At 68.3% G+C, this 21,024-nt stretch carries 24 protein-coding genes; 14 read left to right on the top strand and 10 right to left on the bottom strand.

Annotated elements, in window-relative coordinates; all coding sequences use genetic code 11:
- Positions 1 to 63: 63 nt before the first annotated feature.
- The 4 genes from E8M80_RS20790 to E8M80_RS26105 are packed head-to-tail and all read right to left on the bottom strand — an operon-like array spanning position 64 to position 3,521.
- The gene (locus E8M80_RS20790) at positions 64 to 1,119 is read right to left on the bottom strand and encodes a DNA methyltransferase (RefSeq protein ID WP_255467545.1); all 1,056 of its coding nucleotides are present in this window, start codon (positions 1,117 to 1,119) and stop codon (positions 64 to 66) included.
- Positions 1,120 to 1,154: 35 nt separating this feature from the next.
- Positions 1,155 to 2,258, bottom strand: coding sequence for a hypothetical protein (locus tag E8M80_RS20785; protein ID WP_137127633.1), 1,104 nt, complete (start codon positions 2,256 to 2,258; stop codon positions 1,155 to 1,157).
- Positions 2,259 to 2,262: 4 nt separating this feature from the next.
- Positions 2,263 to 3,363: a ParB N-terminal domain-containing protein gene (locus E8M80_RS20780; protein ID WP_137127632.1), complete on the bottom strand. Its 1,101-nt coding sequence runs from the start codon at positions 3,361 to 3,363 to the stop codon at positions 2,263 to 2,265.
- Entirely contained in the window at positions 3,363 to 3,521 is a 159-nt protein-coding gene (locus E8M80_RS26105; protein ID WP_170979543.1) for a hypothetical protein, read from the bottom strand. The genes E8M80_RS20780 and E8M80_RS26105 overlap by 1 nt, the downstream gene beginning before the upstream one ends.
- A 550-nt stretch (positions 3,522 to 4,071) precedes the next feature.
- Between E8M80_RS26105 and E8M80_RS20775 the strand changes: the two genes are divergently transcribed.
- From E8M80_RS20775 to acpS, 4 genes are all read left to right on the top strand, one after another.
- Positions 4,072 to 5,004 (top strand): DUF2493 domain-containing protein, encoded by a 933-nt coding sequence (locus E8M80_RS20775; RefSeq protein ID WP_206035711.1) that lies wholly within the window; start codon positions 4,072 to 4,074, stop codon positions 5,002 to 5,004.
- 102 nt (positions 5,005 to 5,106) lie between these two features.
- A complete protein-coding gene (locus tag E8M80_RS20770) occupies positions 5,107 to 5,646 on the top strand; it encodes a hypothetical protein (RefSeq protein WP_206035707.1) in 540 nt (179 codons plus the stop codon).
- 466 nt (positions 5,647 to 6,112) lie between these two features.
- The gene (locus E8M80_RS20765) at positions 6,113 to 6,430 is read left to right on the top strand and encodes a DUF736 domain-containing protein (protein ID WP_137127631.1); all 318 of its coding nucleotides are present in this window, start codon (positions 6,113 to 6,115) and stop codon (positions 6,428 to 6,430) included.
- Between the two features lie 378 nt (positions 6,431 to 6,808).
- The gene (acpS, locus tag E8M80_RS20760) at positions 6,809 to 7,225 is read left to right on the top strand and encodes a holo-ACP synthase (protein ID WP_137127655.1); all 417 of its coding nucleotides are present in this window, start codon (positions 6,809 to 6,811) and stop codon (positions 7,223 to 7,225) included.
- 10 nt (positions 7,226 to 7,235) lie between these two features.
- Here acpS and E8M80_RS26350 read toward each other — a convergent pair whose 3' ends face one another.
- The 6 genes from E8M80_RS26350 to E8M80_RS20725 form a co-directional block, all read right to left on the bottom strand.
- The gene (locus tag E8M80_RS26350; RefSeq protein ID WP_206035705.1) at positions 7,236 to 9,248 is read right to left on the bottom strand and encodes a nucleotide kinase domain-containing protein; all 2,013 of its coding nucleotides are present in this window, start codon (positions 9,246 to 9,248) and stop codon (positions 7,236 to 7,238) included.
- Between the two features lie 101 nt (positions 9,249 to 9,349).
- Positions 9,350 to 10,183, bottom strand: a complete 834-nt coding sequence (locus E8M80_RS20745; protein ID WP_137127630.1) for a thymidylate synthase — start codon at positions 10,181 to 10,183, stop codon at positions 9,350 to 9,352.
- Positions 10,173 to 11,066 carry an ImmA/IrrE family metallo-endopeptidase gene (locus E8M80_RS20740; RefSeq protein WP_206035704.1) on the bottom strand — a complete coding sequence of 298 codons (894 nt, stop codon included), beginning with the start codon at positions 11,064 to 11,066 and terminating at the stop codon, positions 10,173 to 10,175. Before E8M80_RS20740 ends, E8M80_RS20745 begins: the two co-directional genes overlap by 11 nt.
- Complete coding sequence (locus E8M80_RS20735; RefSeq protein WP_137127629.1) at positions 11,063 to 11,437, bottom strand: helix-turn-helix domain-containing protein; 375 nt, start codon at positions 11,435 to 11,437, stop codon at positions 11,063 to 11,065. Before E8M80_RS20735 ends, E8M80_RS20740 begins: the two co-directional genes overlap by 4 nt.
- A 7-nt stretch (positions 11,438 to 11,444) precedes the next feature.
- Positions 11,445 to 11,825: a hypothetical protein gene (locus E8M80_RS20730; protein ID WP_137127628.1), complete on the bottom strand. Its 381-nt coding sequence runs from the start codon at positions 11,823 to 11,825 to the stop codon at positions 11,445 to 11,447.
- Positions 11,826 to 11,987: 162 nt separating this feature from the next.
- Positions 11,988 to 12,251, bottom strand: coding sequence for a helix-turn-helix domain-containing protein (locus E8M80_RS20725; protein WP_137127627.1), 264 nt, complete (start codon positions 12,249 to 12,251; stop codon positions 11,988 to 11,990).
- Between the two features lie 158 nt (positions 12,252 to 12,409).
- On the opposite strand from E8M80_RS20725, the gene E8M80_RS20720 reads away from it, so the two are divergent.
- The 10 genes from E8M80_RS20720 to E8M80_RS20675 all read left to right on the top strand — a co-directional run bounded on the left by E8M80_RS20720 (position 12,410) and on the right by E8M80_RS20675 (position 21,021).
- Entirely contained in the window at positions 12,410 to 12,676 is a 267-nt protein-coding gene (locus E8M80_RS20720) for a DNA -binding domain-containing protein (RefSeq protein WP_137127626.1), read from the top strand.
- 122 nt (positions 12,677 to 12,798) lie between these two features.
- Positions 12,799 to 13,137, top strand: a complete 339-nt coding sequence (locus tag E8M80_RS26345) for a transcriptional regulator domain-containing protein (protein WP_206035703.1) — start codon at positions 12,799 to 12,801, stop codon at positions 13,135 to 13,137.
- Between the two features lie 43 nt (positions 13,138 to 13,180).
- Positions 13,181 to 13,555, top strand: a complete 375-nt coding sequence (locus tag E8M80_RS26100; RefSeq protein WP_170979542.1) for a DUF2285 domain-containing protein — start codon at positions 13,181 to 13,183, stop codon at positions 13,553 to 13,555.
- A 128-nt stretch (positions 13,556 to 13,683) separates the two neighbouring features.
- Complete coding sequence (locus E8M80_RS20705) at positions 13,684 to 13,968, top strand: AlpA family transcriptional regulator (RefSeq protein WP_137127624.1); 285 nt, start codon at positions 13,684 to 13,686, stop codon at positions 13,966 to 13,968.
- Between the two features lie 7 nt (positions 13,969 to 13,975).
- A complete protein-coding gene (locus E8M80_RS20700; RefSeq protein WP_137127623.1) occupies positions 13,976 to 15,046 on the top strand; it encodes a replication initiator protein A in 1,071 nt (356 codons plus the stop codon).
- Entirely contained in the window at positions 15,043 to 15,507 is a 465-nt protein-coding gene (locus E8M80_RS20695; protein WP_137127622.1) for a DUF2840 domain-containing protein, read from the top strand. The genes E8M80_RS20700 and E8M80_RS20695 overlap by 4 nt, the downstream gene beginning before the upstream one ends.
- Positions 15,504 to 16,034: a S26 family signal peptidase gene (locus E8M80_RS20690; RefSeq protein WP_137127621.1), complete on the top strand. Its 531-nt coding sequence runs from the start codon at positions 15,504 to 15,506 to the stop codon at positions 16,032 to 16,034. The genes E8M80_RS20695 and E8M80_RS20690 overlap by 4 nt, the downstream gene beginning before the upstream one ends.
- The gene (locus tag E8M80_RS20685; RefSeq protein ID WP_137127620.1) at positions 16,031 to 16,849 is read left to right on the top strand and encodes a lytic transglycosylase domain-containing protein; all 819 of its coding nucleotides are present in this window, start codon (positions 16,031 to 16,033) and stop codon (positions 16,847 to 16,849) included. The genes E8M80_RS20690 and E8M80_RS20685 overlap by 4 nt, the downstream gene beginning before the upstream one ends.
- Positions 16,850 to 17,162: 313 nt before the next feature.
- The gene (locus tag E8M80_RS20680) at positions 17,163 to 18,890 is read left to right on the top strand and encodes a DUF3363 domain-containing protein (RefSeq protein WP_137127619.1); all 1,728 of its coding nucleotides are present in this window, start codon (positions 17,163 to 17,165) and stop codon (positions 18,888 to 18,890) included.
- Positions 18,891 to 19,044: 154 nt separating this feature from the next.
- A complete protein-coding gene (locus E8M80_RS20675; protein WP_137127618.1) occupies positions 19,045 to 21,021 on the top strand; it encodes a conjugal transfer protein TraG in 1,977 nt (658 codons plus the stop codon).
- The last annotated feature ends 3 nt before the right edge of the window (positions 21,022 to 21,024 follow it).

Below are 21,024 nucleotides of genomic sequence, written 5' to 3'. Positions count from 1 at the left end.
TTCGCCTCCACCGCTCCATTCTCCTTAAGGACGCTGATCCAACCTGGATCGCGAGAGAACTGACTATGAGATCGAGAAGGTGAAGTCGTGTTCTAACCGGTCGGGAGAGGTTCCCGGCCTGAATGAATTGGTCTGGCGCTTTGCTATCTGCGAAGAGGTGCCCTGGTTCAGCGCGCGAACGGTCCGCCCACCCAGACCTTGTACGAGACTTCCCCGAAGGCCCTGTAGGAGCACAGGCTTATCGAGCTTGGTCCCGCCTATGCGCACTACGATGCGCGCCTTGTCGCGCAGCAGCGGCGCGCATCCCCGCCAGACGTCCTCGAGAAAGCTCCAGTAGTTCTCGGCAGAGGTGTGGCGATCGTCCTTGTGCAGGCGGAGCATGGGCTTCGGCTCGCCGCCTAGGAACCACATGCGCAGCCATTGGTCCTCCGCGTAATCAGTCGTGTCGATGTACGGCGGCGATGTGACGACGAGCGCAACGCTGCCCTCATGCTTCCTTAGCACGCGCGCGCAGCGCCGCGCGTCGGTCAGCACAACGTGGCCCTTCCGCGTCGGCGGCGGTTGGGAGAAGCGAAAACGCGCGGCTTGACGGAGCACCTCGAACGTCTCCCGGCGCGGAGGCCGAAGGCCGCGCTCCCGCCACCAACGCACCGAGTAGTCGGGCTTTGTGCTGATAGTCCGTGGCATACGATTACTGAGGTACATTCCCGATCGGTGTGACTCGCCGTGCAGGATGCCCAGCATGACCGCCGCGATAAATCGATCCACCGAGCTTCGGCGCCACGAAAGGATCCCTCGAAGGAAGGCCACCTCCGCGTAGGTGTCTTGGTGGAAGCAGTGCTCGAAGAACTCGGTCGGCGGCAGTTCCCTGTAGGTCTGCTTCCCAAAATCTCCGGCAAGTTCGCCGATCCTGGCCAGCACCGACTTGAGGGCTGGCACATTCGCCTTCGCTCCAGCGATGCACGCCGCAACCGGGTTTATGTCGGTGCCCAAACCCTGGCGATTGTTCAGCAGGCTCTCCAGAACAGTGGTCCCTCGCCCGCAAAAGGGGTCAAGCACGACATCATCGGGACGCGTGTAGGCGTAGAGCTGCTCGGCCACGAAACCTTCTGGGAACATGGCGAAATATGGGCAAATCGAATGCAGGGGGTGCCTCATGAACTGGCCCGGACTTCTGCCAAGTTCGACAACACCTCGTTCACCCAGGTTCCGACTTCCGCAATCCGGTCGATGCCATCAACAGGATGCGGGAGTATCCGTGCGGCCTGCGCCGCCATGGCTCGCGCCCAGAAATACGCGATCCTACCGCGGTCGAAGATCACTCCAAACTTCTTCTCGCGGTAAACGAAGCGAGTCTGCACTCCGTTGCTGAAGGCCGTCTTGTTGCCGTCCGCGTCCACGGCGGGCTCGTCGAGATCGAACCAGAGCGGGAATGGGATACAGATCGCGGGGAGGAAATGTTCGATGGAAGATCCGGCGAACCAATTCTTTAGCGTCCGCACATCGCCCGCGACTTCCTTTTCCTTCCAGTCGAGGCCCGATGCCACCTGCACGAACATGATGAGGGTTGCGGCAAACCGGTCGGCGAAATGGCGCCAAGCGATGATGTCCACGCCACCATCTTTCAGCTTGTCGTCGAACCCGAACGGGATATGGGTGAGGATGTCGTAGGAGCCATACCGGGCCCAAGCCTGCTGCAAAGCCGGTAGGAAGGCAGTGCCGGTGGCCCGCGGGAAGCCGAACGAGACGACCTCCGCATTGGTATAGCCACCCACGGCGACGCAGGAGCAAATCTGGAAGACGTTGCCGATTGCGTTCACCAGCGGCCGCGCCGAGGGCGGACACGTGATCAGGCCCTCGCGGATACCCGAATCGAGGAGGCAGAAAACGTAGGCCAACTCACCCGACGCGGTATTGCTCCAGGTGTCCCGAAGCTTCACCATTTGCGACCGGCCGCCTTGAGTGGTCGCAAGCTCGAACGGGTATGCCTCGCCCACGGTTTTCAAGCGGAACGCTAGCTCCTCCGACAGCCGCTCCTCAAGATCGTCGGCAAGGCGCTCCGTGATTTCGGCTTCGCCGGTGTCGTCGGCGTCCGCGTCAATGTCGCTCGCGCGCGCGCGACCGTCCGCCTGGCGGCGTACCTCAGAGCGGATGAGCGCAGTCGAGGCTGATCGTCTTGCGCTGGTGAGGGCCTGCAGCTCGATCCAGTCGGCGAGCCTGGCCCGGCGCGAATTGAGGTCCGGCGCCTCAAGGCGCATCCGGCTAGAGGTCATCGTCCGCAGCGAGGCTCTTCTTCACCATGGCCTCGCGCAGGCTGCGCACGGTCGTCGCTAGGTTCTTCACCATCGCGAGCTGCGCCTCGTCGCCGTCGAAGTAGGAGGACAGCGCGAGGGCGGTCTCGCATTGCCTGTTGGCGGCGATCAGCGCCTCCTTAAAGCGCCCCGCGGGCGGCTCCACCGCCTCGAAGGCTTGGTCGAGGCGCCGGTATTTGATCAGGTTCGCTAGGCCGTCCCTGTTCTCAATAACCCTGACGAGTTGGTTGAGGTTCGGGTTCTGGCTGGCGATTAGCGCCGGCTCTTTCTTCTTCTCCTGCCCGTACAGCCAGGACATCAGCTGAAGAAGGCGCTCCTCGCCCTCGGGAGGAACGGGCTTCGCGGGAACCCCGTCGTCGCCCTCCTGAACGTTGAGAAAACTGCGCACGGCTGGTCGGGAGACCGCCGTGTAGAGGTGCGAGAACGCGAAGCGCTTCTTTGTCCGGTCTTCGAGGTCGAAGCCGGCCCGCTGCGCCTGCTCAAGCACGTTGTAGCCCATTACGAGACGCCGGATCGTGTTGTGGTTGTCGCCAAGCATCCGGCTGACGACGTCGATGTCTTCACCCTCAGCCAGCCACTCGGCTGCGTATTTTGCCTTTGCGAAAGCGTCCCACTTATATGGGCCGTTGATGTGCTTGAACGCGATGAAGCGGCGCGCATCCCTTCGGTCAGCTACATATCGGACGCGCACGCGCTCCGGGAGCGGCTTCGCGCCATCGACGACCGGCAAGGAGTAGCCTACGCGTTCGCGCAAAACCTTGTCGCCGATGAGGCGTAGCGCTGAAAGGCGCCGGTTGCCTTCGAAGACGACATTAGTCCTGCGCTGCACGATCAATGGCTCGTAGTCGATCCATCCAGACGAGAGGATAGACTGCACGAGTTCCTCAACGTCGAAATCGTCGAGCAGGTGGCGCACCACCGCGTCGTCGTCATCGAGAAGGACGTTTGGCATCCGCGGGTTTTCGCGGTCGAAGCGGAGATCGGCCACTGCGACCAAAACGTCCTGCTCGGCGGGGGGCAAATCGGCGGTTGCCGCTGGCTTGCGAGCCATTAGCCGGCCCCCTGGCTGTCGGTCGGCTCGCGCATGCCGGCCTCACGCGCCGCGGCAGTTAGGGCCCGGACGACCCATTCCTGAAGGGTCGTGTCCTGCTCGGCGACGATGACCCGAAGCGCGCGGTGCAATTCCGAGCCAAGACGGATGTGAAGCATCCGCTCCCCGCTCCGTGGGCGCGGGGGCCTAGCGGCTGCGGCGCGGCCGGCGCGGGGCTTGGAAATTGGATCCTCCTGCGGCGACTTGTGTATCTCAGAATCAAGTGTAACACGCGAACCTAGGTCCCTGGCAAGGTCGGTTGATCGTTGGGCTCGGCCTCGACCTCATCAACGCTGATCTGCCCCCTGAGGGTCGGTGCGCCTCAGGCCAGCGCGGCGGCTAAGGGGGGACTGCGCTCCAGGTCGAAATCAGCCGTTGGGGTCGACGACAGCAGCCGCTTCCACCGGCAACCGCGCATCACAGCGCCCACGACCTTCTCGCCGGCGATCGGGCCGGAGCCGGGCCCTCCCCGCAACGCCGTCGCACAGCTTTCTTCCCCGCGGCCCTGACGGGCCGCTTCCTCGCGAGGCAAGAAAGCCGCGCGCCGCCGTCCTCCGCTGCGCTGCGGCCCTCCGGCTTCGCCTGCGGGTGCCGGGCCGTCCCGCCCCCGGCCGGGTGATCGCCACGAAGGCCGCGATGGGCGCGGCCCGTGACAGCGAGGACCCGGCCATGACCAACCGCTTCGACGACGCCGAACCCACCCATGCCGCCTCTGCCACCGCGCACCTGCTCGACGAGCTTCAGCTCCACGGCTACCGCCCCTTCGCCGACGAGCCCGACCCCCGGCCGCTGCCCGATCCCGACCGCCTCTCCGGCGCCGTCGCCGACATCTTCGATGCACTCGTTGCCAGCCTCGGCGAGACGCGCCTCGAGCCCGACCTGCCCGACCTGCTCTGGTCGCTGGTCAACCTCTTCCATCGCGGCATCGACCGCATCGGCCGCGAGCTCGACACCAACGAGGCCGCGCAGCAGCGCTCCCAGCGCGAGCAGGACGGCTCCGAGGTTCGCTCCGTCGAGCTGGAGCGACTCCTCGCACAGGGCCTGACGCTGATCGAGCGCCGCAACGCCTTCGAGTTCCTCCGCGACGCCGCGGCCGAGCACTTCGAGCATCACACCGGCTCCGCCTGGCGCCCGCGCGCGGGGTCGATGGTCAGCCGCCGCACGATGACCGCGGCGATGATCGACAGCCGCGACTTCCTCGCCGCGAGGCGCCGCGCCGAGACCGAGCCGCTGCTGCCCGCGGGCGTGCGCATCGCCTTCGCCGGCGGCGTCGAGTGCAACGATCACCAGCGCATCTGGGCCGCGCTCGACCGCGTGCACGCGAAGCACCCCGACATGGTGCTGCTCCATGGTGGCACGCCGAAAGGCGCCGAGCGCATCGCCGCCTGCTGGGCCGACCAGCGCAAGGTGCCGCAGATCGTCTTCAAGCCGGACTGGCACCGCCACGCGAAGGCCGCGCCCTTCAAGCGCAACGACGCGCTGCTCGAGACGCTGCCGATCGGTGTCATCGTCTTCCCCGGCTCGGGCGTCACCGACAACCTGGCCGACAAGGCGAGACGCCTCGGCATCCCGCTCTTCGACTTCCGCGGGGGCGGCGGGTAGCGCCGCCCGCACGATGATGCGCTCGCGCAAAGGCGAACTGCTGCGCGCCCGCGATCCGCTACAATCGGGGCGCATCATTGCGCCTCGACCGGGGAGGTTCGCATGACGCTGGGTGTCATCCTCAGCCTGTTCGGCCTCGGCACGGCGCTCGTGCTGCTGTTCACGCTCGCCATCTACGCCGTGCCGTTCTTCGTCGGGCTGACGGTCGGCATGTGGGCATTCGAGGCAGGCGCGGGCGTCATCGGCGCCGTGCTGGTCGGTATCGTCGCGGGCTTGATCGCGCTGTTCGCCGCGCAGCTGCTCTTCGCGTCCGTCCGCTCGCTTGCGCTGCGGGCCGTCATCGCGCTGCTGTTTGCCGCACCGGCAACTGTCGCCGGCTACCACGCGGTGCTCGGGATCTCGGCGCTGCTCGTGCCGTCGGAAGCCTGGCGGCACGTGTTCGCGGCAATCGGCGGCTTCGTGGTGGGTGTTTCCGCTGCCGTACAGCTGGCGGCTTTCGCGGGCGCCGGCGCCCAGCCGAGGCAGGTCATCGTTGTCCGTCCTGACGCAGAGTTCGCCGAAGGCGTGGGACCAGATCAGCCTCGCCTGCCATCCTCCTCCGTGGCCCGCCTGCCTGCGTCGTCATCGGGATCACGCGGCTGAGCCGAAGCGGGGCGACCCTCGGCGGGAACATCCGCGCCGCGACCCGTACAGCCGGGATGATGCGCAACAGGGCCAGCGTTTCGCCTTCCCCGTTCCGGCCGGAACCTCCCTTTTGCACGCCTTGGGCGCCGTGACCGCGATGCCTGGATCATCGCCCTTGTGCCGGGCGTGGCGACAGTCGCCTGCTGTCTCCGTGGTCCGTCCGGTGTCGCGCTGCCACGCTGCCTCGGATGGCCTGATCTGGCCGAGGGATGGCTGACGCCTCGGGCGCCTCGGCCGCAACGGCGGCGGTGCGACTTTCTTCCCCTGCGCGTACCGCGCATTCCTCGCGAGGCAAGAAAGTCCCCCAGCCCCGTCCTCCGCTGCGCTGCGGCCCGCAAGCGGGTGCGTCGGCGCCCGCCCCCGGCCGGACGATCGCCATCGAGGCCGCGATGGGCGCGGCCCGATCGACAGACAGGAGACAGTCATGGCGACCATCGGCACCTTCACCCGCACCGGCGACGGCTTCACCGGCACGGTCTCGACGCTCACCCTCGACGCAAAGGTCCAGGTCCGGCCGGCCGAGAAGAGCAGCGAGAAGGCCCCCGACTTCCGCATCTTCGCCGGCCGCGCCGAGATCGGGGCGGCGTGGAAGAAGACCTCGAACGAGGGGCGTGACTACCTCTCGGTCAAGCTCGACGACCCCTCCCTGCCGGCGCCGATCCTGGCGAACCTCTTCGAGATGGAGAGCGGCGAGTTCGAGCTGATCTGGTCCCGCCCGAACGGCAACCGCAGCCGGGAGTGAACGGCCAACGGCGCCCCGCCCGGGAGGGCGGGGCGCAGATCTACGCAGCCCGCGATTCTGCGCTTGCCGGGCTGCGCTCGAACCATCCGCATCAACAGTCTTCCTGACGCACCAGCCGTATTTCGCAGCTTGATCGGGCCGTCGTCAGATGTTGCGTTACGCGCTTGGTCACAACGAAAGTGTTCGGTAAGATCTCGTGAGACACTGAGCCCGCGGCCGTCAAAGCGTAAAATCTGCGCATCCGCTCTTGGCAAATAATTGATTGACAATACACACTAAAATTGTACGCAGAAAACATGCGTTATTTCCGCAAAAATATATAATGCTGTCACAATAAAGTTGATAGATCCAACAAGAAGGAATAATAAGTTGCAAGATATGCTGAGATGTCGTATTATTGGTGTTGGAATTGATTTGGTAGAAATCGCCGGTATTGTGCGCATCATATCTGAATCGGGCGGTGGCTTTGTATCTCGCTATTTCACGGAGGCGGAGCTCGCGTTCGCCGGTCAATCCGCCCGTCGCGCTCCGCGTCTCGCGGGCCGATTCGCGGCAAAGGAGGCTGTGGTCAAAGCTCTCGGCATCGGTTGGGGAGACGGCATCGCTTGGACTGACATCGAGGTTCTGACATCCCCCTCGGGCGCGCCGTCAGTCATCCTCTACAACGTGGCAGCTACCGCGGCAGTGGATGTTTCTCGCTGGTTTGTCAGTATCAGCTGTGCCGGCGGGTATGCGACCGCCGTTGCCGTGGCAGTCGGCGAACGCCCCGGATGCGGCGACCAAGTTCGCAGCTAAGCTTGGCCCGTCACGCGTCGGCGACTATCGCCTCTGTCGCCCCAGCGTCCGAAGCGCCCAGGAAGCGAATGGCGCGCTGGTCGAGGTCTACAAGTACCCGACCCCCGCTATGTTTCACTATCTCCCGCCACACCCCGTAGGCATACAGGATGGCCCGCTGCCAGTCGCCGAGGCTGCACCGCGAGACCTCAAGGTGGCGCGTCATGCTCGCGACGGTCTTGAGGAGCTCGTAGTCGAGGTCGCGGACCCCTTCGAGGAAGCTGTGCGCGCGGGCATAGTCGAAGACCAGCGCCGAGACGCCTTCCTCGATCACCTGCGCGCGCCCGCCGTCCTCGACCTCATCCACCTTCGGCCTGCTCTTGCGCTTGCGCTTCATCAGCGAACGCACAACGGGCGACCAACCCAGCACCGCCACCAGGGCCATGTGGAACACATCGTGGAAGCGGTAGCCGTCTGGATCATAGGCGTTGTCAGTAAGATCTGCGCCCAGAGGCGAGCCGTTGAGCAGCACTCGCACCTTGACCTTCCCTTCGACCACGGTCTCGTACATCTCGACCTCGAAGCGCCGCGGGAAGCGCTCGTGCTCGGGGTACCCCTCGTCGAAGATATGCGGAGCATCGGGCCTCGCGCCCCAGCGCCCCTGCGTCTTCTCCAGGTTCGCCGCCGCGATCTCGGCCAAATCGAGATCGAACTTGCTGGCGACGTTGGCAACGTACCAGAGGAGGTCACCCAGCTCCTCGGCGACCCGCTCCTTGAACATGAGGTGCGCGTCGCGGTCGCGAAGGTGCTTCTTGTACTCGCTGAGGAGCTGGCCCGTCTCGCCCGCGAGGCCGAGCAGGGGCACGATAAGGCCGGCCACGGGATCGACGGTGCCGGATGCGGTCAGTGGCACGCGGTCGGTCGCCCGCGCCTCTCGCTGGTAGGTGCGCATGTCCATAGTCGGTCTCCTCGAGGCAATAATCAGACTTTCCGCGCGTTGTTCGGCGGGGCTAGGCGCGACAGAGGTGTCGAGGCCCCACTTCGGTGGGTACCAGGGGGGCGCGAGAGGAGCCGCGCTCGCGGCGAAGCGCTGCTTGATCCGGGTGCGGCCCGCGACCCCGGAGATGTCGGGATGCGCGACGCGGGCGTACTTGCTGATCTCGCAGAACAGGTTCTGGCAGTCGATGAGCTGGAGGCGGCGGCCCCAGAGCGAGGGGAAATCCAGGCCGAGGCGCTCGAATTCCTCCTCCTGCCGGTCCGCGACGAGACGGATCAGCTCCGCCTCGTTGAGGCCGCCGCCGCTGGCGAAGCACTTGCTCAGCCCGTCCCGCGCGCCCGGGCCCGGCACGACGAACTCCATCTCGGAGAAGTCGGTCAGCTGGCTGTAGTTGATGTCCGTCACGAACTGGTAGGCGAGGAAATCGCCAATAGTTGGGAAGGAGCGGAGCAGGTCGAACGCCTGCTGCATCCGCCGCGCGCCGCGCAGCCGCGCGGGGGTGCCCGCGCGCATCATCGCCTCCAGCAGCCGGAGGTGGTTCTGGTGCTTCGCGGGATAGCCGAAGGTCGAACCGCCCGGGGGCATGATGTAGGCGGCCGAGTAGATCCTCGTGCCGCCGCGCAGCGCGCGCGCGAGGGCGGCGTCGTAAAGGTCGAAGCGGTAGTCCGACCACGTCACCGCGCCGAACGTGGCCTCCAGCAGCTCCCAGGTCTCGACCCGGTTGAAAAGCTTGAAGAGCAGGATGCGGAAGAAGACCTCCTCGTCCGACGAGGGCAGGTCCTCGCGGTAGATCACGTTGCGGATGAGGTACTGGCTCACCCGGTCCGACGCGCGGTACGCGTTGGTGAAGCGGTACCCGCCGATGACGGGGTCCCCCGTCCACGGGGGGCGCTCGCCCGCGAGCCTGCGGAAAAACACGCGCTGCCGCTCCACCGCGAAGTGCCAGTAGCTGTCGTACACCTCGGTGACGCGCGCCGGCGCCAGATGTTTGGAATAGACGGCCTTGGGCAGGGCGAGCGGCGGCGCGGGCCGCGGTCCCGCCGGCACCGGAAGCGCGAAGGCCGCCTGCGGCGTGCCCTCCCCAGATGCTGGCTTCCGCGGTCGCCCGCGCGGGCGGCCCGTCGCCCCCCCCGGCGGCTTCGGGCGCTTCACGCGACGGCCAGCGCCCCGGTCCGCGCCGGCGTCGCCGCGGGCGACAGGCAGGCGCGGGCGGCCGAGGTCAGCGGCACGAGGTGGGGACTGGTCTTCCCGGGACGGTCAAGCTTCTCGATCCCCACCGTGATGTTCACCCGTGCGAGCCGGAGCTTCATCTCGCGCGCCATGAAGGCGCCGAGCTGGGCGATGCCGAGATAGTTGCCATACGCCCGGTGGAAGAGCTGCTGCGTCGCATAGAAGGCGTTGACGACGAGGCCGCCGTCGTCGGTGGGGACGAAGCTGACCTGCTGGAGGCACGGGAAGCCGAGCTGCGCGTCCGGAACGTGGTCGCGCGCGGGGTCGAAGGTGGTGGCCTGGAGCATGGAACGCCGCACCCCCGTCCGACCGAGATACTGCGACAGCACCCATTCCAACTGGTTGCCGCCGCACGGGCCGGACCCGTAGGCGACCAGGCGCCCGAAGTAGAGGCCCCGCCGGTTCGAGGCCGGGTTCATCGCCATCAGGCGCGGCAGGGCGCGGCGGCACAGATCGAAGAACTTCGCCCGGTCGCCCTGCGCCATGCGCCAGTAGCGCTCCGGGAAGATCGTGAAGGCGACCGTTTCCACGTCCCAGCGCTCGCCTGCGGCGACGAGGGCGGCGTCCATCGCCGCCCGCATCGCCCCGTCCTCGGGGATCTCGCCCCCGGGCCCGAAGCCGTCGATGCTGACGACGAGCGGGGAAATCTCCGTGCCGGGGTTGTCCATCACGCGCAGGAAGGCGCGCGCCCACGCGCGGGACACGCTGCTCTCCTCGGCGACGAAGGGGAGGGGCGCAACGCTAGTCGTCATCGTGGTCCTCCAGGTGCCGGTACTGCGCGAGGCCGACGTAGTGGGGCCGCGCGACACGCACGAAGGTCGCCCACGGCGTTCCGGGGACAGTCGCGCGCGCCACGCCCGGGGAGACCGCGCGGAAGAGGGAGCCCGACCCCGTGCTGCCCTCGGCCGCCGCGACGGCCCCCGCGACCTGCGTGCCCGGCGGAAGGAGGAGCAGCGTGCCGACCTCCGCGTCGAGGGTCGGCGCCGCCCAGTGGTGGTCGGCCACCACGAGCGGGCTGGGCGTGACCGCGCCGAGGATTTCCTCGCGCAGCGAGCGGGGCGTCGCGCGGAGGAGCCGCGCCGCGTGCGCGCGCGGCATCTCGCCCAGGGCGTAGGCGAGGTGGGTGACTAGGGTGGCGTACCCGACGCCGAACTCGCAGGCGACCGCGAAGACCTGCCGCGGCGTCGCCGACGCCGGCGCCCCGCCCCGGGCCGCGAAGCCGCGGCGGACGCCGAGCGTCGGCATCAGCGCGAAGGCCGCGAAGGCGTCGGCGAGGATCTCGTTCGGGCTGCTGTGCGCGCCGCCTGCCACGTCCTCGCGCAGCTCGTCGATGGTGGAGCCGTGCCCGAAGACATGATGCCCTAGCTCGTGGCCGCAGTTGTACGCCCGCCGTGGCAGGGGGCGCAGCGCGGAGAGGTGAATGCGCGACGGAGATCCGCGCTCGTACATCCCCTCCATGCTCGCGATGTCGTTGAAGCGGACCGTCACCCGGTGCGCTTCGGAGAGCCCGTAGATACAGATCGGGCTGTGCAGGTCGAGGCCGGCCACCTGCCGCGCCCGGATGGAGGCCTGCATAGCTTGTTGCGTGAGGGCACGGCGATCGGGCAGCATCTTGGTCTTCGGAGTCACGATCACGGCTGGCTCTCGCCCTCCCCGTCGTCTTCCGAGCGCCGCATCGCGGCGAGCAGGGCCATGAGGCGGTCGAGGTCGGCCGGCTTGAGCTTGCCGAGCTCGCGTGCGGCGAGCTGCAGCCGGGGATCGTCGGGCGCGATCGTGTCCGGCGCTTCGCCGACGAGCCACGACACGCCCACGTCGAAAATCTCCGCCATCCGGGTCAGCTCCTCGGCCGTGACGCGGCGGTTGCCCGCCTCGATCTCGGACACCGAAGGCCTATGGAGGCCGAGCATGCGCGCCACTTGGCCCTGCGAGAGCCCGGCCATCGTCCGCGCCTCCTTGATGCGGGCGGCCAGCTGCGCGCGCCGCGCGGGATCCTGCTGCTCGGTCATGGCCGCCTCACTCCGCCGCAACCGGGGTGGCCGAGGACGCGACACGGCAAACTTCGGCGACCGCCTGATCGATGCTGAGGGGCGTGCGGCAGGCGCCGCGCGTACTGAAGATGTTCACGTTGTTGGGGATTTCCACGTTGAGGGTCGCAGCAAGCATTCCGGTTGCCACGGGCCAGATCTTGCTGTCGAACTTGTCGAGATCCGTGATCGGAACGCTGGCGCCGGTGAGGGCGGGGCACGCCAGACCGCTCATCGCCTGGATCTGGCCCAGGATGGTGATCAGCTCTTTCCTGACATGGCCGGCGTCCATCGCCTTCCGCTCCGGGTTCTTACGTGCGGTAAGATAATCATACCATTCGCCCTGTGCAAGCAAATCCAGCACCGGCATTCATGGGTTGAGCCACTCGAGAGCGGGCTGGTTCGGTTGGAATGGTCGCGACCAGCAGGTAACGCTACCGATAGGGTCATCGTTGGCACCCTGCGCCGCCAACGCTGGTAGACCCAAATCCGATTGGACATCACGACTGCCGGGCTCGGCTAAGTGCTCGCCTCAGCGTCGGTTGCGTCGTCCCCCGCGCCGCATCGGCTTTGCCGCCTGCACCTCACCATCCGGCTCGACCAGCGCGACGTGGCTGACGCCAAGCGCGCTGGCGAGCTCGAACAGCGTCACCACCGTCGGATTGCGCGTCCCGCGCTCCAGGCTGCTGAGGTACTGCTGGCTGAACCCGGATCGCTCGGCGAACGCCTCCTGCGTCAGGCCCTTCTCCAGCCTGATCCGACGCACGTTCCTCCCCACCAGCCGGCGCATGTCCATGCCGGCACGGTCGGGGCGTTACATACTTTGAGTTTATCTTCCATAGTGTGTAAATCGCGTGCCCGCGCTCCCATGTAACGCCCCGGCTGGCGCTCGCGACCCGGATGGGTGACTCTCCGGCGACAGCGCCATGAGACGCCGGCAGAGGGGGCGCCCGCATGACCGCCGCAACGATCCTCGAGACCCCACCCGACGAACCGCGCATCACGGCCTATGACCTAGCCCACAAGATCCTCTACCTGCGCCTGCTGGATGCCGCCGCCGAGGGCGCCGATTGGCGGGAGGTCGCGCGCATCGTCCTCGGCCTCGACCCGGACGGCGATCCCGGCCTGGCGCGACGAATCCACGACAGTCACCTCGCCCGCGCCCGCTGGATGACGGAGGCGGGCTACCGCGACCTGCTGCGGCAGGGTTCGACGAACTGACCGGCGTTGCGCTGGTAGCAACACATGTTGCCTCGCGAAGGCCTCCACAACCCATCGACTCGTCGCATCTCTCGGCATGCTGCGCGCGGAGCGTGCGCTCCGCGCTGTGCCGGAGCCTTGCCATGCCGTCGCGAGACTGGCGGTCGGCCGCCGCCTACGCAGAGCTGGAGAACGCCTCGGCGCGCGATCTCGCCTGGGAGTTCCTCCGGCGCAACCCGCGCTATGTGCGCGACTGGGAACAGCTCGACGACCGGCGGCCCGACGACGCGGCCGACGCCGTTGCCGAGCGCTGGGGGTTGCGATTTCCCGGCCGACCCGTCGCTCGACGCACGCGCGGCGGGCGTCGTCTGGATGCCGGCGCTCTGCATCGCCACCGTGGCGCTCTCGGCCTTGCCGCCGTCATCCTCGCCACGCTCTCCGGCTGCCCTGCCGCCTGTGAGATCGCCGCGCCAGGCGAGTGACGGGCTGCATGCCGTCGTTGGGACGCAATCGCTGCCGGTCTGGTTGATCGGCGATCCGCCGCCCGATGCGCCGCTCGGCGTCTTGGTGCCGCTCGACGCCCTCACGCCAAAGCGCCTGGCTGCTGCGCTGCAGTTCTGGACTGCGCTCCGGGGTCGACCCACGCGCGAGCGCGCTCTTTCGCGCAATCGCCGACGCGTCCTGATCAACCGCCTGCGCGCACTCGATGGCGATGCGGAGGGCGCGAGCATCCGCGACCTTGCTGTCGGCCTGTTCGGACCGGCCCGCGTTCCCCGGGGCGCCGCCTGGAAGAGCCACGATCTGCGCAGCCGCACCCTGCGCCTCCTCTCGGCTGCCCGCGCGCTTCGAGATGGCGGCTACCGCGACCTGCTGACCGCCGGAGGCAGCATACGCCTCTGACCTCCGCACGGGGTCCGCTTTCGCCGGCGCCGTCTTCGGACTCCCCCACTGCGACCACGCTTCGCCAGCCTCCGACCTGACCGCCGCGCCCCATGCGCGGCATCCGACAGCATCACCGGAGGCTCCCGATGCCTGACCCGAACGCCGGCCTGCCACCGCGTTATCTCCGCACGCCCGAGGCTGCCCGCTTTCTCGGCCTGTCCGGCCGCACTCTCGAGAAGCACCGCACCTACGGCACCGGCCCGCGCTACTCAAAGCTCGGCGGTCGGGTCGTATATGCGGTGACCGACCTCCAGGCCTGGGTGAACCGCGGCACCAAGGCCTCGACCAGCGACGACACGGGCGAGACCGTGCTGCCCGCCAAGCGCCATGCCGCCGTCTCGCCGGCCTATGCCGGCGCAGCACGGCGCTGACCCGACGATGCACGGCGATCGCACCCCCAGCGAGCGGCTCAGGCTGAGCCCGTTCGACGCCCTGCCGGACGAGGGACCGCCGCGCCGTGACCAGCGCGACCTCATGGAACGGCCCTTCTTCTCGCTGGCGAAGGGCCGCCGCGTTGCGCCGATCCTCTACCGCGCCGGCGACATCGAGGTGCAGGTGCATGCCGTCCCCGAGCATGGCATGGCCACCATCTGGGACGCCGACGTGCTGATCTGGGCCGGCTCGCAGATCGTCGAGGCCGCTGATCGAGGCCTCGCCGCCTCCCGCTTCATGCGGTTCACGCCGCACCAACTGCTAACCGCCATCGGGCGCGGCACCGGCCAGCATCAATACCTGCTGTTGAAGGCCGCCCTCGGCCGGCTCCAGTCCACCGTCATCCGCACCACGATCCGCCACGGCGCGCACTGGCGGCGCCAGCAATTCTCCTGGATCAACGAGTGGGAGGAGCGCGTCACCGCCTCCGGCCGCGCCGACGGCATGGAGTTCGTGCTGCCGGACTGGTTCTACCGCGGCGTCCTCGACCGCCAACTCCTGCTGACCATCGACCCAGCGTACTTCCGCCTGTCGGGTGGGATTGAACGCTGGCTCTACCGCGTTGCGCGCAAGCACGCCGGGCATCAGCCGTCCGGCTGGGCATTCGAGTTCCGGCACCTGCACGCCAAGTCCGGCAGCCTCGCTCGCTTCGCCGACTTCGCGCTCGACCTGCGTCGGCTCGTCGTGCGTCAGAGCCTGCCCGGCTATCGCCTCGCCATCTGCCGCGATGCCGGCGGCACCGAACTGTTGCGGATCACGCCGTGCAGCCGCCAAGCCCGCTCTGTGGATAACTTGTGCAGGCCTGTTGAACCGCACGGCAGATCAGGCGCAGGGGATTCGGCAGATCAGGCGCAACCGACACGGCAGATCAGGCGCACGAACCACCCGCAAGCCGTTGCGGCACAAGCGGAATTCTGGCCCGTAAAGACTCTAATTGAGTCTAATTCTAATGAAGGTAGGCCCAGCGCGGTCGGTGGAAAACACGACCGGGACGGGGAGCGGGAGGCGGCGCCATGACGGCGCTGACCCGCGTCGAGCTGCTGTGGCTCGAGGGCCGCGTCGAGCGCTGGATCCGCTTCGGGCGGATCGCCGAGGAGACGATCCTCGACCGCCGTCGCCGCGTCGTCGCCTTCGCCGCAAGCGAGATCTTCGCTTTCGTGCGGTGGGCGTCGAACGGCTACGGCACCGTCGTCAGCCGCATCGATATCCTGCGCGCGGTCGCGGCCGGCGAGGCCTTCAGCACGATCGGCTTCGTGGAGCCGGGGGCGGATATCCTGCTGCGCATCTCCGGCTGGCCGAAGGTCAACGAGGTGCTGCGCGCGATCGACGCGGTCGAGCAGACGGGCGTCGCGCCCGAAGATGCCTGCCCCGACCACTGGCGGCACGTGATGAACCGCCTCGCGGCCGGCGAGCCGCCGCGCGCCTACACGCGCGAGCGCCACCGCGCCTGGCTGCTGCGGCGGAGGATCGACGCATGACCGCGCGGCGGAGACTGCGCGCGGCGCCCGTCGCGGCCATGCTCGCCGGGCTGGGGCTGATTGCTGTTCCAGCGGTCGCGGGGTGGCAGCCGCGAATCATCTGGAACGCGTCGGCGAGCGTGCCGCTCGGCCTCTACGTCACGGCACCTGCCGACCGCATTGCGCTGGGCGACCTCGTGCTGGTCCGCCCACCGGCGATGCTGGCGGCGTTCCTCACCGACCGAGGGTATGTCGCGCGCGGCGTGCCGCTGCTGAAGCACGTCGCCGCCCTGACGCCGCAGGTGGTGTGCGCAGAGGGCACCGCGATCACGGTCGACAGCGAGACGGTCGCACACCGGCGCACGGCTGACCGCTTAGGCCGCCCGCTGCCGACCTGGCATGGCTGCCACAGGCTGGAAGCCGGCGAGGTGTTCCTTCTGAACCCCGCCGAGCCGGACAGCCTCGACGGCCGCTACTTCGGGCCTCTCCCGCGCACAGGCATTGTCGCCCGCCTGCGTGCGATCTGGACCGCGGAGCACGAACCATGAGCACGACGCCCGCTTTCCACGCCTGCCCACTGGCGACGCGCGGCGCTCTGGCAGGGCGCGCTGCACAGCTCGCTTCCTCCCTCTCGTCCCGGTCGTGGCCCGTCATCGCAGCCGTGCTGCTGCTGGTCAGCCTTCCTCTGTCCGGGGTGGCGGCGCGGACGATCCATGCTGCCGAGATCGCTGCCGCATCGCAGCGCTTCGGCATCCCGGAAGCCTGGATCAGGGCGGTGATGCGCGCGGAGAGTGCCGGCGATCGGCACGCCGTGTCGCACCGCGGCGCCATGGGGCTGATGCAGGTGATGCCGGCGACCTGGGCAGGCCTGCGCGCACAGCACGGTCTCGGCGCCGATCCCTTCGTGCCGCAGGACAACATCCTGGCGGGCACGGCGTATCTGCGCGAGATGCTGGACCGGTTCGGATCGGTGCCGCTGATGCTGGCGGCCTACAACGCCGGCCCGCGTCGGGTGGAGGCGCATCTTGCCACAGGCCAGCCGCTGCCTGCGGAGACGCGGGCCTATGTCGCAGCCCTCAAACCACTGCTGACCGGTGACGCCGGCACCTCTGCGCCTGGCCAGCTTGCGGTGCGTGCTGCGCGCAACGCTGACGGCATCTTCGTGCGGCTGGGCGGTGACGATACGGCACCGACGCGGTCGATCTTCGTGCCGGTTGGCGGTGCGACAACCGCAGCCGACACAGCAGCCGCGCAGCCATTCATCGGCCGATCCCGAGCAGCGGACGCACATGAGGCCGACGGTCCGGGGAGCCATCTCGGCCCCATCTTCGCCATCCGTCGCAGCTCAGGCGGTGCACCATGAGCGATAGCCTTCAGACGCAGGGCATCGCGCGGCTCTGCAGTCTCACACATGTCGCACATGCGCGCAGGCTCGAGTGCTTCTGTCGTGCTGCCGGCTACTCCAGGACCGACCACCAAAGCGGCGGAGGCGGCGAACCAAGGAACCCCGACCGCAGATTGCAAGATAAAGGCCGCGATGTGCGCGGCGTCGGTCGGGGCGGAGCAGGCAGGCAGATCAACATACTCGCGCGAGGTGCCTCCTGCTCTCGCAGCCTGCGCAACGCGGCAACCCGCTGCACCAGCATCACCTTGCGCGAGGTGCGCACAGGCGGCACATGACCCGCGACGATGATCTGCGCGTCCGGCCTGGCCGCATTCGCGACGTCAAGGCGCCGCGCCGGGCGCGCACCTTCGTCGCTCAGGCGCTCGCAGCCACGGAGAAGGCCGGCGGCTTTCAGCGTAGCAGCCAGCGCCACCCCTCCAGCCGCAGCACCTTCGGCAGAGGCCGCGCAGCCGCGGTGCAGGCCCGCGCGCGGCTCCGGCCCGAAAGCCGCGTCGTCGCCATCAAGGCACGTGTCGTCCGACACGGCATCCGCGCTGCACCTCTGTCGACGCACCTTTCCTACCTCCGGCGCGATGGCGTGACCCGTGACGGCGCGCCGGGACGCATGTTCGACTCAACCGGCGACGCCGATCACCGGGCCTTCGCCGAACGCTGCGAGGACGACCGCCACCATTTCCGCTTTATCGTCTCGCCAGAGGGTGCGGCCGAACTCTCCGACCTCCGCGCCTACACGCGCGACCTGATGGCGACCGCCGAGCGTGACCTCGGCACGCACCTCGACTGGGTCGCCGTCGATCACTGGAACACCGAGCATCCCCACATCCACGTCATCGTCCGTGGCCGGGCCGACGATGGCGAGAACCTGGTCATCTCGCGCGACTACATCAGCGACGGTCTGCGCGCCCGAGCGGCGGAGCGTGCAACGCTGGAGCTGGGTCCGCGGACCGAACAGGACATCCGCCGGGCCATTGAGCGAGACGCCGCTGCCGAGCGCTGGACGGGCCTGGACCGTGATATCGTACAGCGCGCCGATGGTGGGATCGTGGACCTGCGATCGGCAGCGGGCATCGCGGATCGCGCCGACACGGCCATTCGGATCGGGCGGCTTCGGACCCTGGAGCGCCTCGGCCTCGCGGAGCCGATGGGCCCGGCCCGTTGGCGCATCGCCGATGATCTGGAGCCCCGCCTGCGCGCACTCGGGGAGCGCGGTGACATCATCAAGCGCATGCACCGTGAGCTGACCGGCAGAGGCTGGCATCGCGGCGCGGAACGCTACGTGCTCGACGGCGAGCGTAGCACCATCGTCGGGAGGCTCGTCGCACGGGGCCTGGACGACGAGCTCAAGGGCACGGCCTTCGCCATCGTGGATGATGTGGACGGCCGCGCACATCATCTCCGATTCCGCGACCTCGAAGCCACAAGCGACGCCGCACCCGGTGCCATCGTCGAACTCCGGCACTTCACCGACGCCAAGGGGAGCGAGCGCTCCGCGCTGGCGGTTCGCTCCGACCTGTCGATCGAGGCGCAGGTGACCGCAAGGGGAGCGACTTGGCTTGATCGCCGCCTGCTCGATCGGGCGCCCAGCGCCCTGAGCGGGGACGGCTTTGGTGGCGAGGTCCGTGCCGCCCTTGCCGCGCGAGCCGACCATCTGGTCTCGGAGGGTCTCGCGCGCCGGCAGGGTCAGCGCGTGGTTTTCGCGCGCGACCTGCTCGACACGCTGCGTCAGCGTGAGGTGGAGTCGGTCGCGGCGCGCGTGACGGCCGAGACGGGGAAGGCGTGGCGCCCGGCACGGGAGGGTGACTCCGTCTCTGGGGTGTTCACCCGCCGCCTCGATCTAGCGTCGGGTCGCTTTGCAATGATCGACGACGGGCTCGGCTTCCAGCTGGTGCCGTGGAAGCCGTCGATGGAGCAGCAGCGCGGATTGGCCGTGGCGGGGAGCATTGCGCCGGGCGGCGGTCTGGAGCTCACGCCCACGCGCAAGCGAGGCCTTAGCCTCTGACCGGATGCCGCGCCGCGGTACTGGACTGGCACCACCCGCCGCCGTTTCGTACGACGCGCTCGCCGCCGGCACGATGCCGACTTCTGGCCGCTTGAAGGTCACCGCGTCGATTGCGCACCTCTCGCGCCATGGTCGTTGCGCAGCCCACCCACCCATGACCGCCACCAAGATCCTCTGGGGCCAGGTCCTGATCGTCTTCCTGATTGTGCTCGCCGCGGTCTGGGGCGCGACGCAGTGGGTTGCCTGGCGACTTGGCTACCAGGCCCAGCTCGGTCAGCCGATGGACGTCTGGGCGGACGTGCCGGTCTATCCGCCGCCCGCCTTCTTCCTGTGGTGGTACTGGTACGACGCCTACGCACCGCAGGTCTTCTACGAGGGCGCCATCATCGCTGCGGCCGGTGGCTTCGCGGCGATCGGCATCGCCATCGGCATGTCCGTCTGGCGCGCCCGCGAGGCGCGGGACGTGACCACCTACGGCTCGGCCCGCTGGGCAACCGAACGGGAAGTCCGCGAGGCTGGACTGCTTGCCCCCGATGGCGTTGTCCTCGGCTGGTTCGCGCAGCGCTACCTCCGGCACGATGGGCCAGAGCACGTCCTTTGCTTCGCGCCGACGCGCTCCGGCAAGGGCGTGGGCCTCGTCGTGCCCACGCTGCTGACCTGGCCGGGCTCGGCCATCGTCCACGACATCAAGGGCGAGAATTGGCAGATCACCGCCGGCTGGCGGGCGCGGTTCGGGCGCGTGCTGCTCTTCGATCCGACCAACCCGGCGAGCGCCGCCTACAACCCGCTGCTGGAGGTCCGCCGCGGCGACAGCGAAGTGCGCGACGTCCAGAACATCGCCGACATCCTGGTCGACCCCGAGGGCGCCCTGGAGCGCCGAAACCATTGGGAGAAGACCAGCCACTCGCTGCTAGTCGGCGCCATCCTGCACGTCCTCTACGCCGAGCAGGACAAGACTCTCGCCGGCGTGGCGGGCTTCCTCTCTGATCCGCGCCGCCCGATCGAGCGGACGCTGGCCGCGATGATGACGACGCCGCATCTTGGCGATCGGCCTCACCCTGTCGTCGCCTCCGCCGCGCGCGAGCTGCTCAACAAGTCGGACAACGAACGATCGGGCGTCCTGTCGACCGCGATGAGCTTCCTCGGCCTCTATCGCGATCCGGTCGTTGCGCAGGTCACCCGCCGGTGCGACTGGCGGATCGCCGACCTGGTCGAGGCGCGCGCGCCGGTCACACTCTACCTCGTCGTCCCGCCTTCCGACATCGTACGGACCAAGCCGCTGGTGCGGCTCGTGCTCAACCAGATCGGCCGCCGGCTGACGGAAGCGCTGGAGAACGAGCGGCGTCGGCATCGGCTGCTGCTCATGCTCGATGAGTTCCCCGCGCTCGGTCGGCTCGACTTCTTCGAGAGCCAGCTCGCCTTCATGGCGGGCTATGGCATCCGGTCGTTCCTGATCGCGCAGTCGCTGAACCAGATTGAACGTGCCTATGGGCCGAACAACGCGATCCTGGACAACTGCCACGTCCGCGTCGCCTTCGCGACGAACGACGAACGCACTGCCAAGCGGGTCTCCGATGCGCTCGGCACGGCGACGGAGATCCGCGATAGCCGGAACTACGCGGGGCACCGACTGTCGCCGTGGCTCGGCCACCTGATGGTCAGCCGCCAGGAGACCGCGCGGCCGCTGCTGACGCCAGGCGAGGTGATGCAGTTGCCACCAACTGACGAGATTGTCCTGGTGTCAGGCTGCCCTCCGATCCGTGCACGGAAGGCACGCTACTACGAAGACCGGCAGCTTCGTGCACGGGTGGTCTCGCCGCCTGACCCCACATCAGCTGAGCCATCCATGCCCCGCCTGGATGACTGGAGCGCGCTCCAGCCGTTCGCGCGCGAGGCAATGACGTCCGCCGCCGCTGCGGCCGACGATGCTGACGGCGGCATCCGTCGAGAACCGACACTGCCTGAGCACGAGCAGGTCGCACCCGAGCCAGGGGCACCGCCCGAGAAGGAACTGCCGCTGCTCGACGAGGACCAGGAAGACGATACAGCGCGGGCACGTGCGCTGCGCGTCCGCTCCGGGCGGCTGGCGCGCCAAGCGGCGCTCGACCCCGATGACGGCATCGCGCTCTGAGGC

Origin of the sequence: Roseomonas sp. HF4 (assembly GCF_005222755.1) — a bacterium.
Taxonomy (GTDB): Bacteria; Pseudomonadota; Alphaproteobacteria; order Acetobacterales; family Acetobacteraceae; genus Neoroseomonas.
The sequence above is the reverse complement of the archived record's forward strand: the minus strand, read 5'-3'. Positions and strand labels throughout refer to the sequence as shown.

Excerpts from the sequence above, each read along its gene's own strand:
- E8M80_RS20790 (WP_255467545.1), bottom strand. The coding sequence starts at position 1,119 with ATGTTCCCAGAAGGTTTCGTGGCCGAGCAGCTCTACGCCTACACGCGT.
- E8M80_RS20785 (WP_137127633.1), bottom strand. The coding sequence starts at position 2,258 with ATGCGCCTTGAGGCGCCGGACCTCAATTCGCGCCGGGCCAGGCTCGCC.
- E8M80_RS20780 (WP_137127632.1), bottom strand. The coding sequence starts at position 3,363 with ATGGCTCGCAAGCCAGCGGCAACCGCCGATTTGCCCCCCGCCGAGCAG.
- E8M80_RS26105 (WP_170979543.1), bottom strand. The coding sequence starts at position 3,521 with ATGCTTCACATCCGTCTTGGCTCGGAATTGCACCGCGCGCTTCGGGTC.
- E8M80_RS20775 (WP_206035711.1), top strand. The coding sequence starts at position 4,072 with ATGACCAACCGCTTCGACGACGCCGAACCCACCCATGCCGCCTCTGCC.
- E8M80_RS20770 (WP_206035707.1), top strand. The coding sequence starts at position 5,107 with ATGACGCTGGGTGTCATCCTCAGCCTGTTCGGCCTCGGCACGGCGCTC.
- E8M80_RS20765 (WP_137127631.1), top strand. The coding sequence starts at position 6,113 with ATGGCGACCATCGGCACCTTCACCCGCACCGGCGACGGCTTCACCGGC.
- acpS (WP_137127655.1), top strand. The coding sequence starts at position 6,809 with ATGCTGAGATGTCGTATTATTGGTGTTGGAATTGATTTGGTAGAAATC.
- E8M80_RS20745 (WP_137127630.1), bottom strand. The coding sequence starts at position 10,183 with ATGACGACTAGCGTTGCGCCCCTCCCCTTCGTCGCCGAGGAGAGCAGC.
- E8M80_RS20735 (WP_137127629.1), bottom strand. The coding sequence starts at position 11,437 with ATGACCGAGCAGCAGGATCCCGCGCGGCGCGCGCAGCTGGCCGCCCGC.
- E8M80_RS20730 (WP_137127628.1), bottom strand. The coding sequence starts at position 11,825 with ATGCCGGTGCTGGATTTGCTTGCACAGGGCGAATGGTATGATTATCTT.
- E8M80_RS20725 (WP_137127627.1), bottom strand. The coding sequence starts at position 12,251 with ATGGACATGCGCCGGCTGGTGGGGAGGAACGTGCGTCGGATCAGGCTG.
- E8M80_RS20720 (WP_137127626.1), top strand. The coding sequence starts at position 12,410 with ATGACCGCCGCAACGATCCTCGAGACCCCACCCGACGAACCGCGCATC.
- E8M80_RS26345 (WP_206035703.1), top strand. The coding sequence starts at position 12,799 with ATGCCGTCGCGAGACTGGCGGTCGGCCGCCGCCTACGCAGAGCTGGAG.
- E8M80_RS20705 (WP_137127624.1), top strand. The coding sequence starts at position 13,684 with ATGCCTGACCCGAACGCCGGCCTGCCACCGCGTTATCTCCGCACGCCC.
- E8M80_RS20700 (WP_137127623.1), top strand. The coding sequence starts at position 13,976 with ATGCACGGCGATCGCACCCCCAGCGAGCGGCTCAGGCTGAGCCCGTTC.
- E8M80_RS20695 (WP_137127622.1), top strand. The coding sequence starts at position 15,043 with ATGACGGCGCTGACCCGCGTCGAGCTGCTGTGGCTCGAGGGCCGCGTC.
- E8M80_RS20690 (WP_137127621.1), top strand. The coding sequence starts at position 15,504 with ATGACCGCGCGGCGGAGACTGCGCGCGGCGCCCGTCGCGGCCATGCTC.
- E8M80_RS20685 (WP_137127620.1), top strand. The coding sequence starts at position 16,031 with ATGAGCACGACGCCCGCTTTCCACGCCTGCCCACTGGCGACGCGCGGC.
- E8M80_RS20680 (WP_137127619.1), top strand. The coding sequence starts at position 17,163 with ATGACCCGCGACGATGATCTGCGCGTCCGGCCTGGCCGCATTCGCGAC.
- E8M80_RS20675 (WP_137127618.1), top strand. The coding sequence starts at position 19,045 with ATGACCGCCACCAAGATCCTCTGGGGCCAGGTCCTGATCGTCTTCCTG.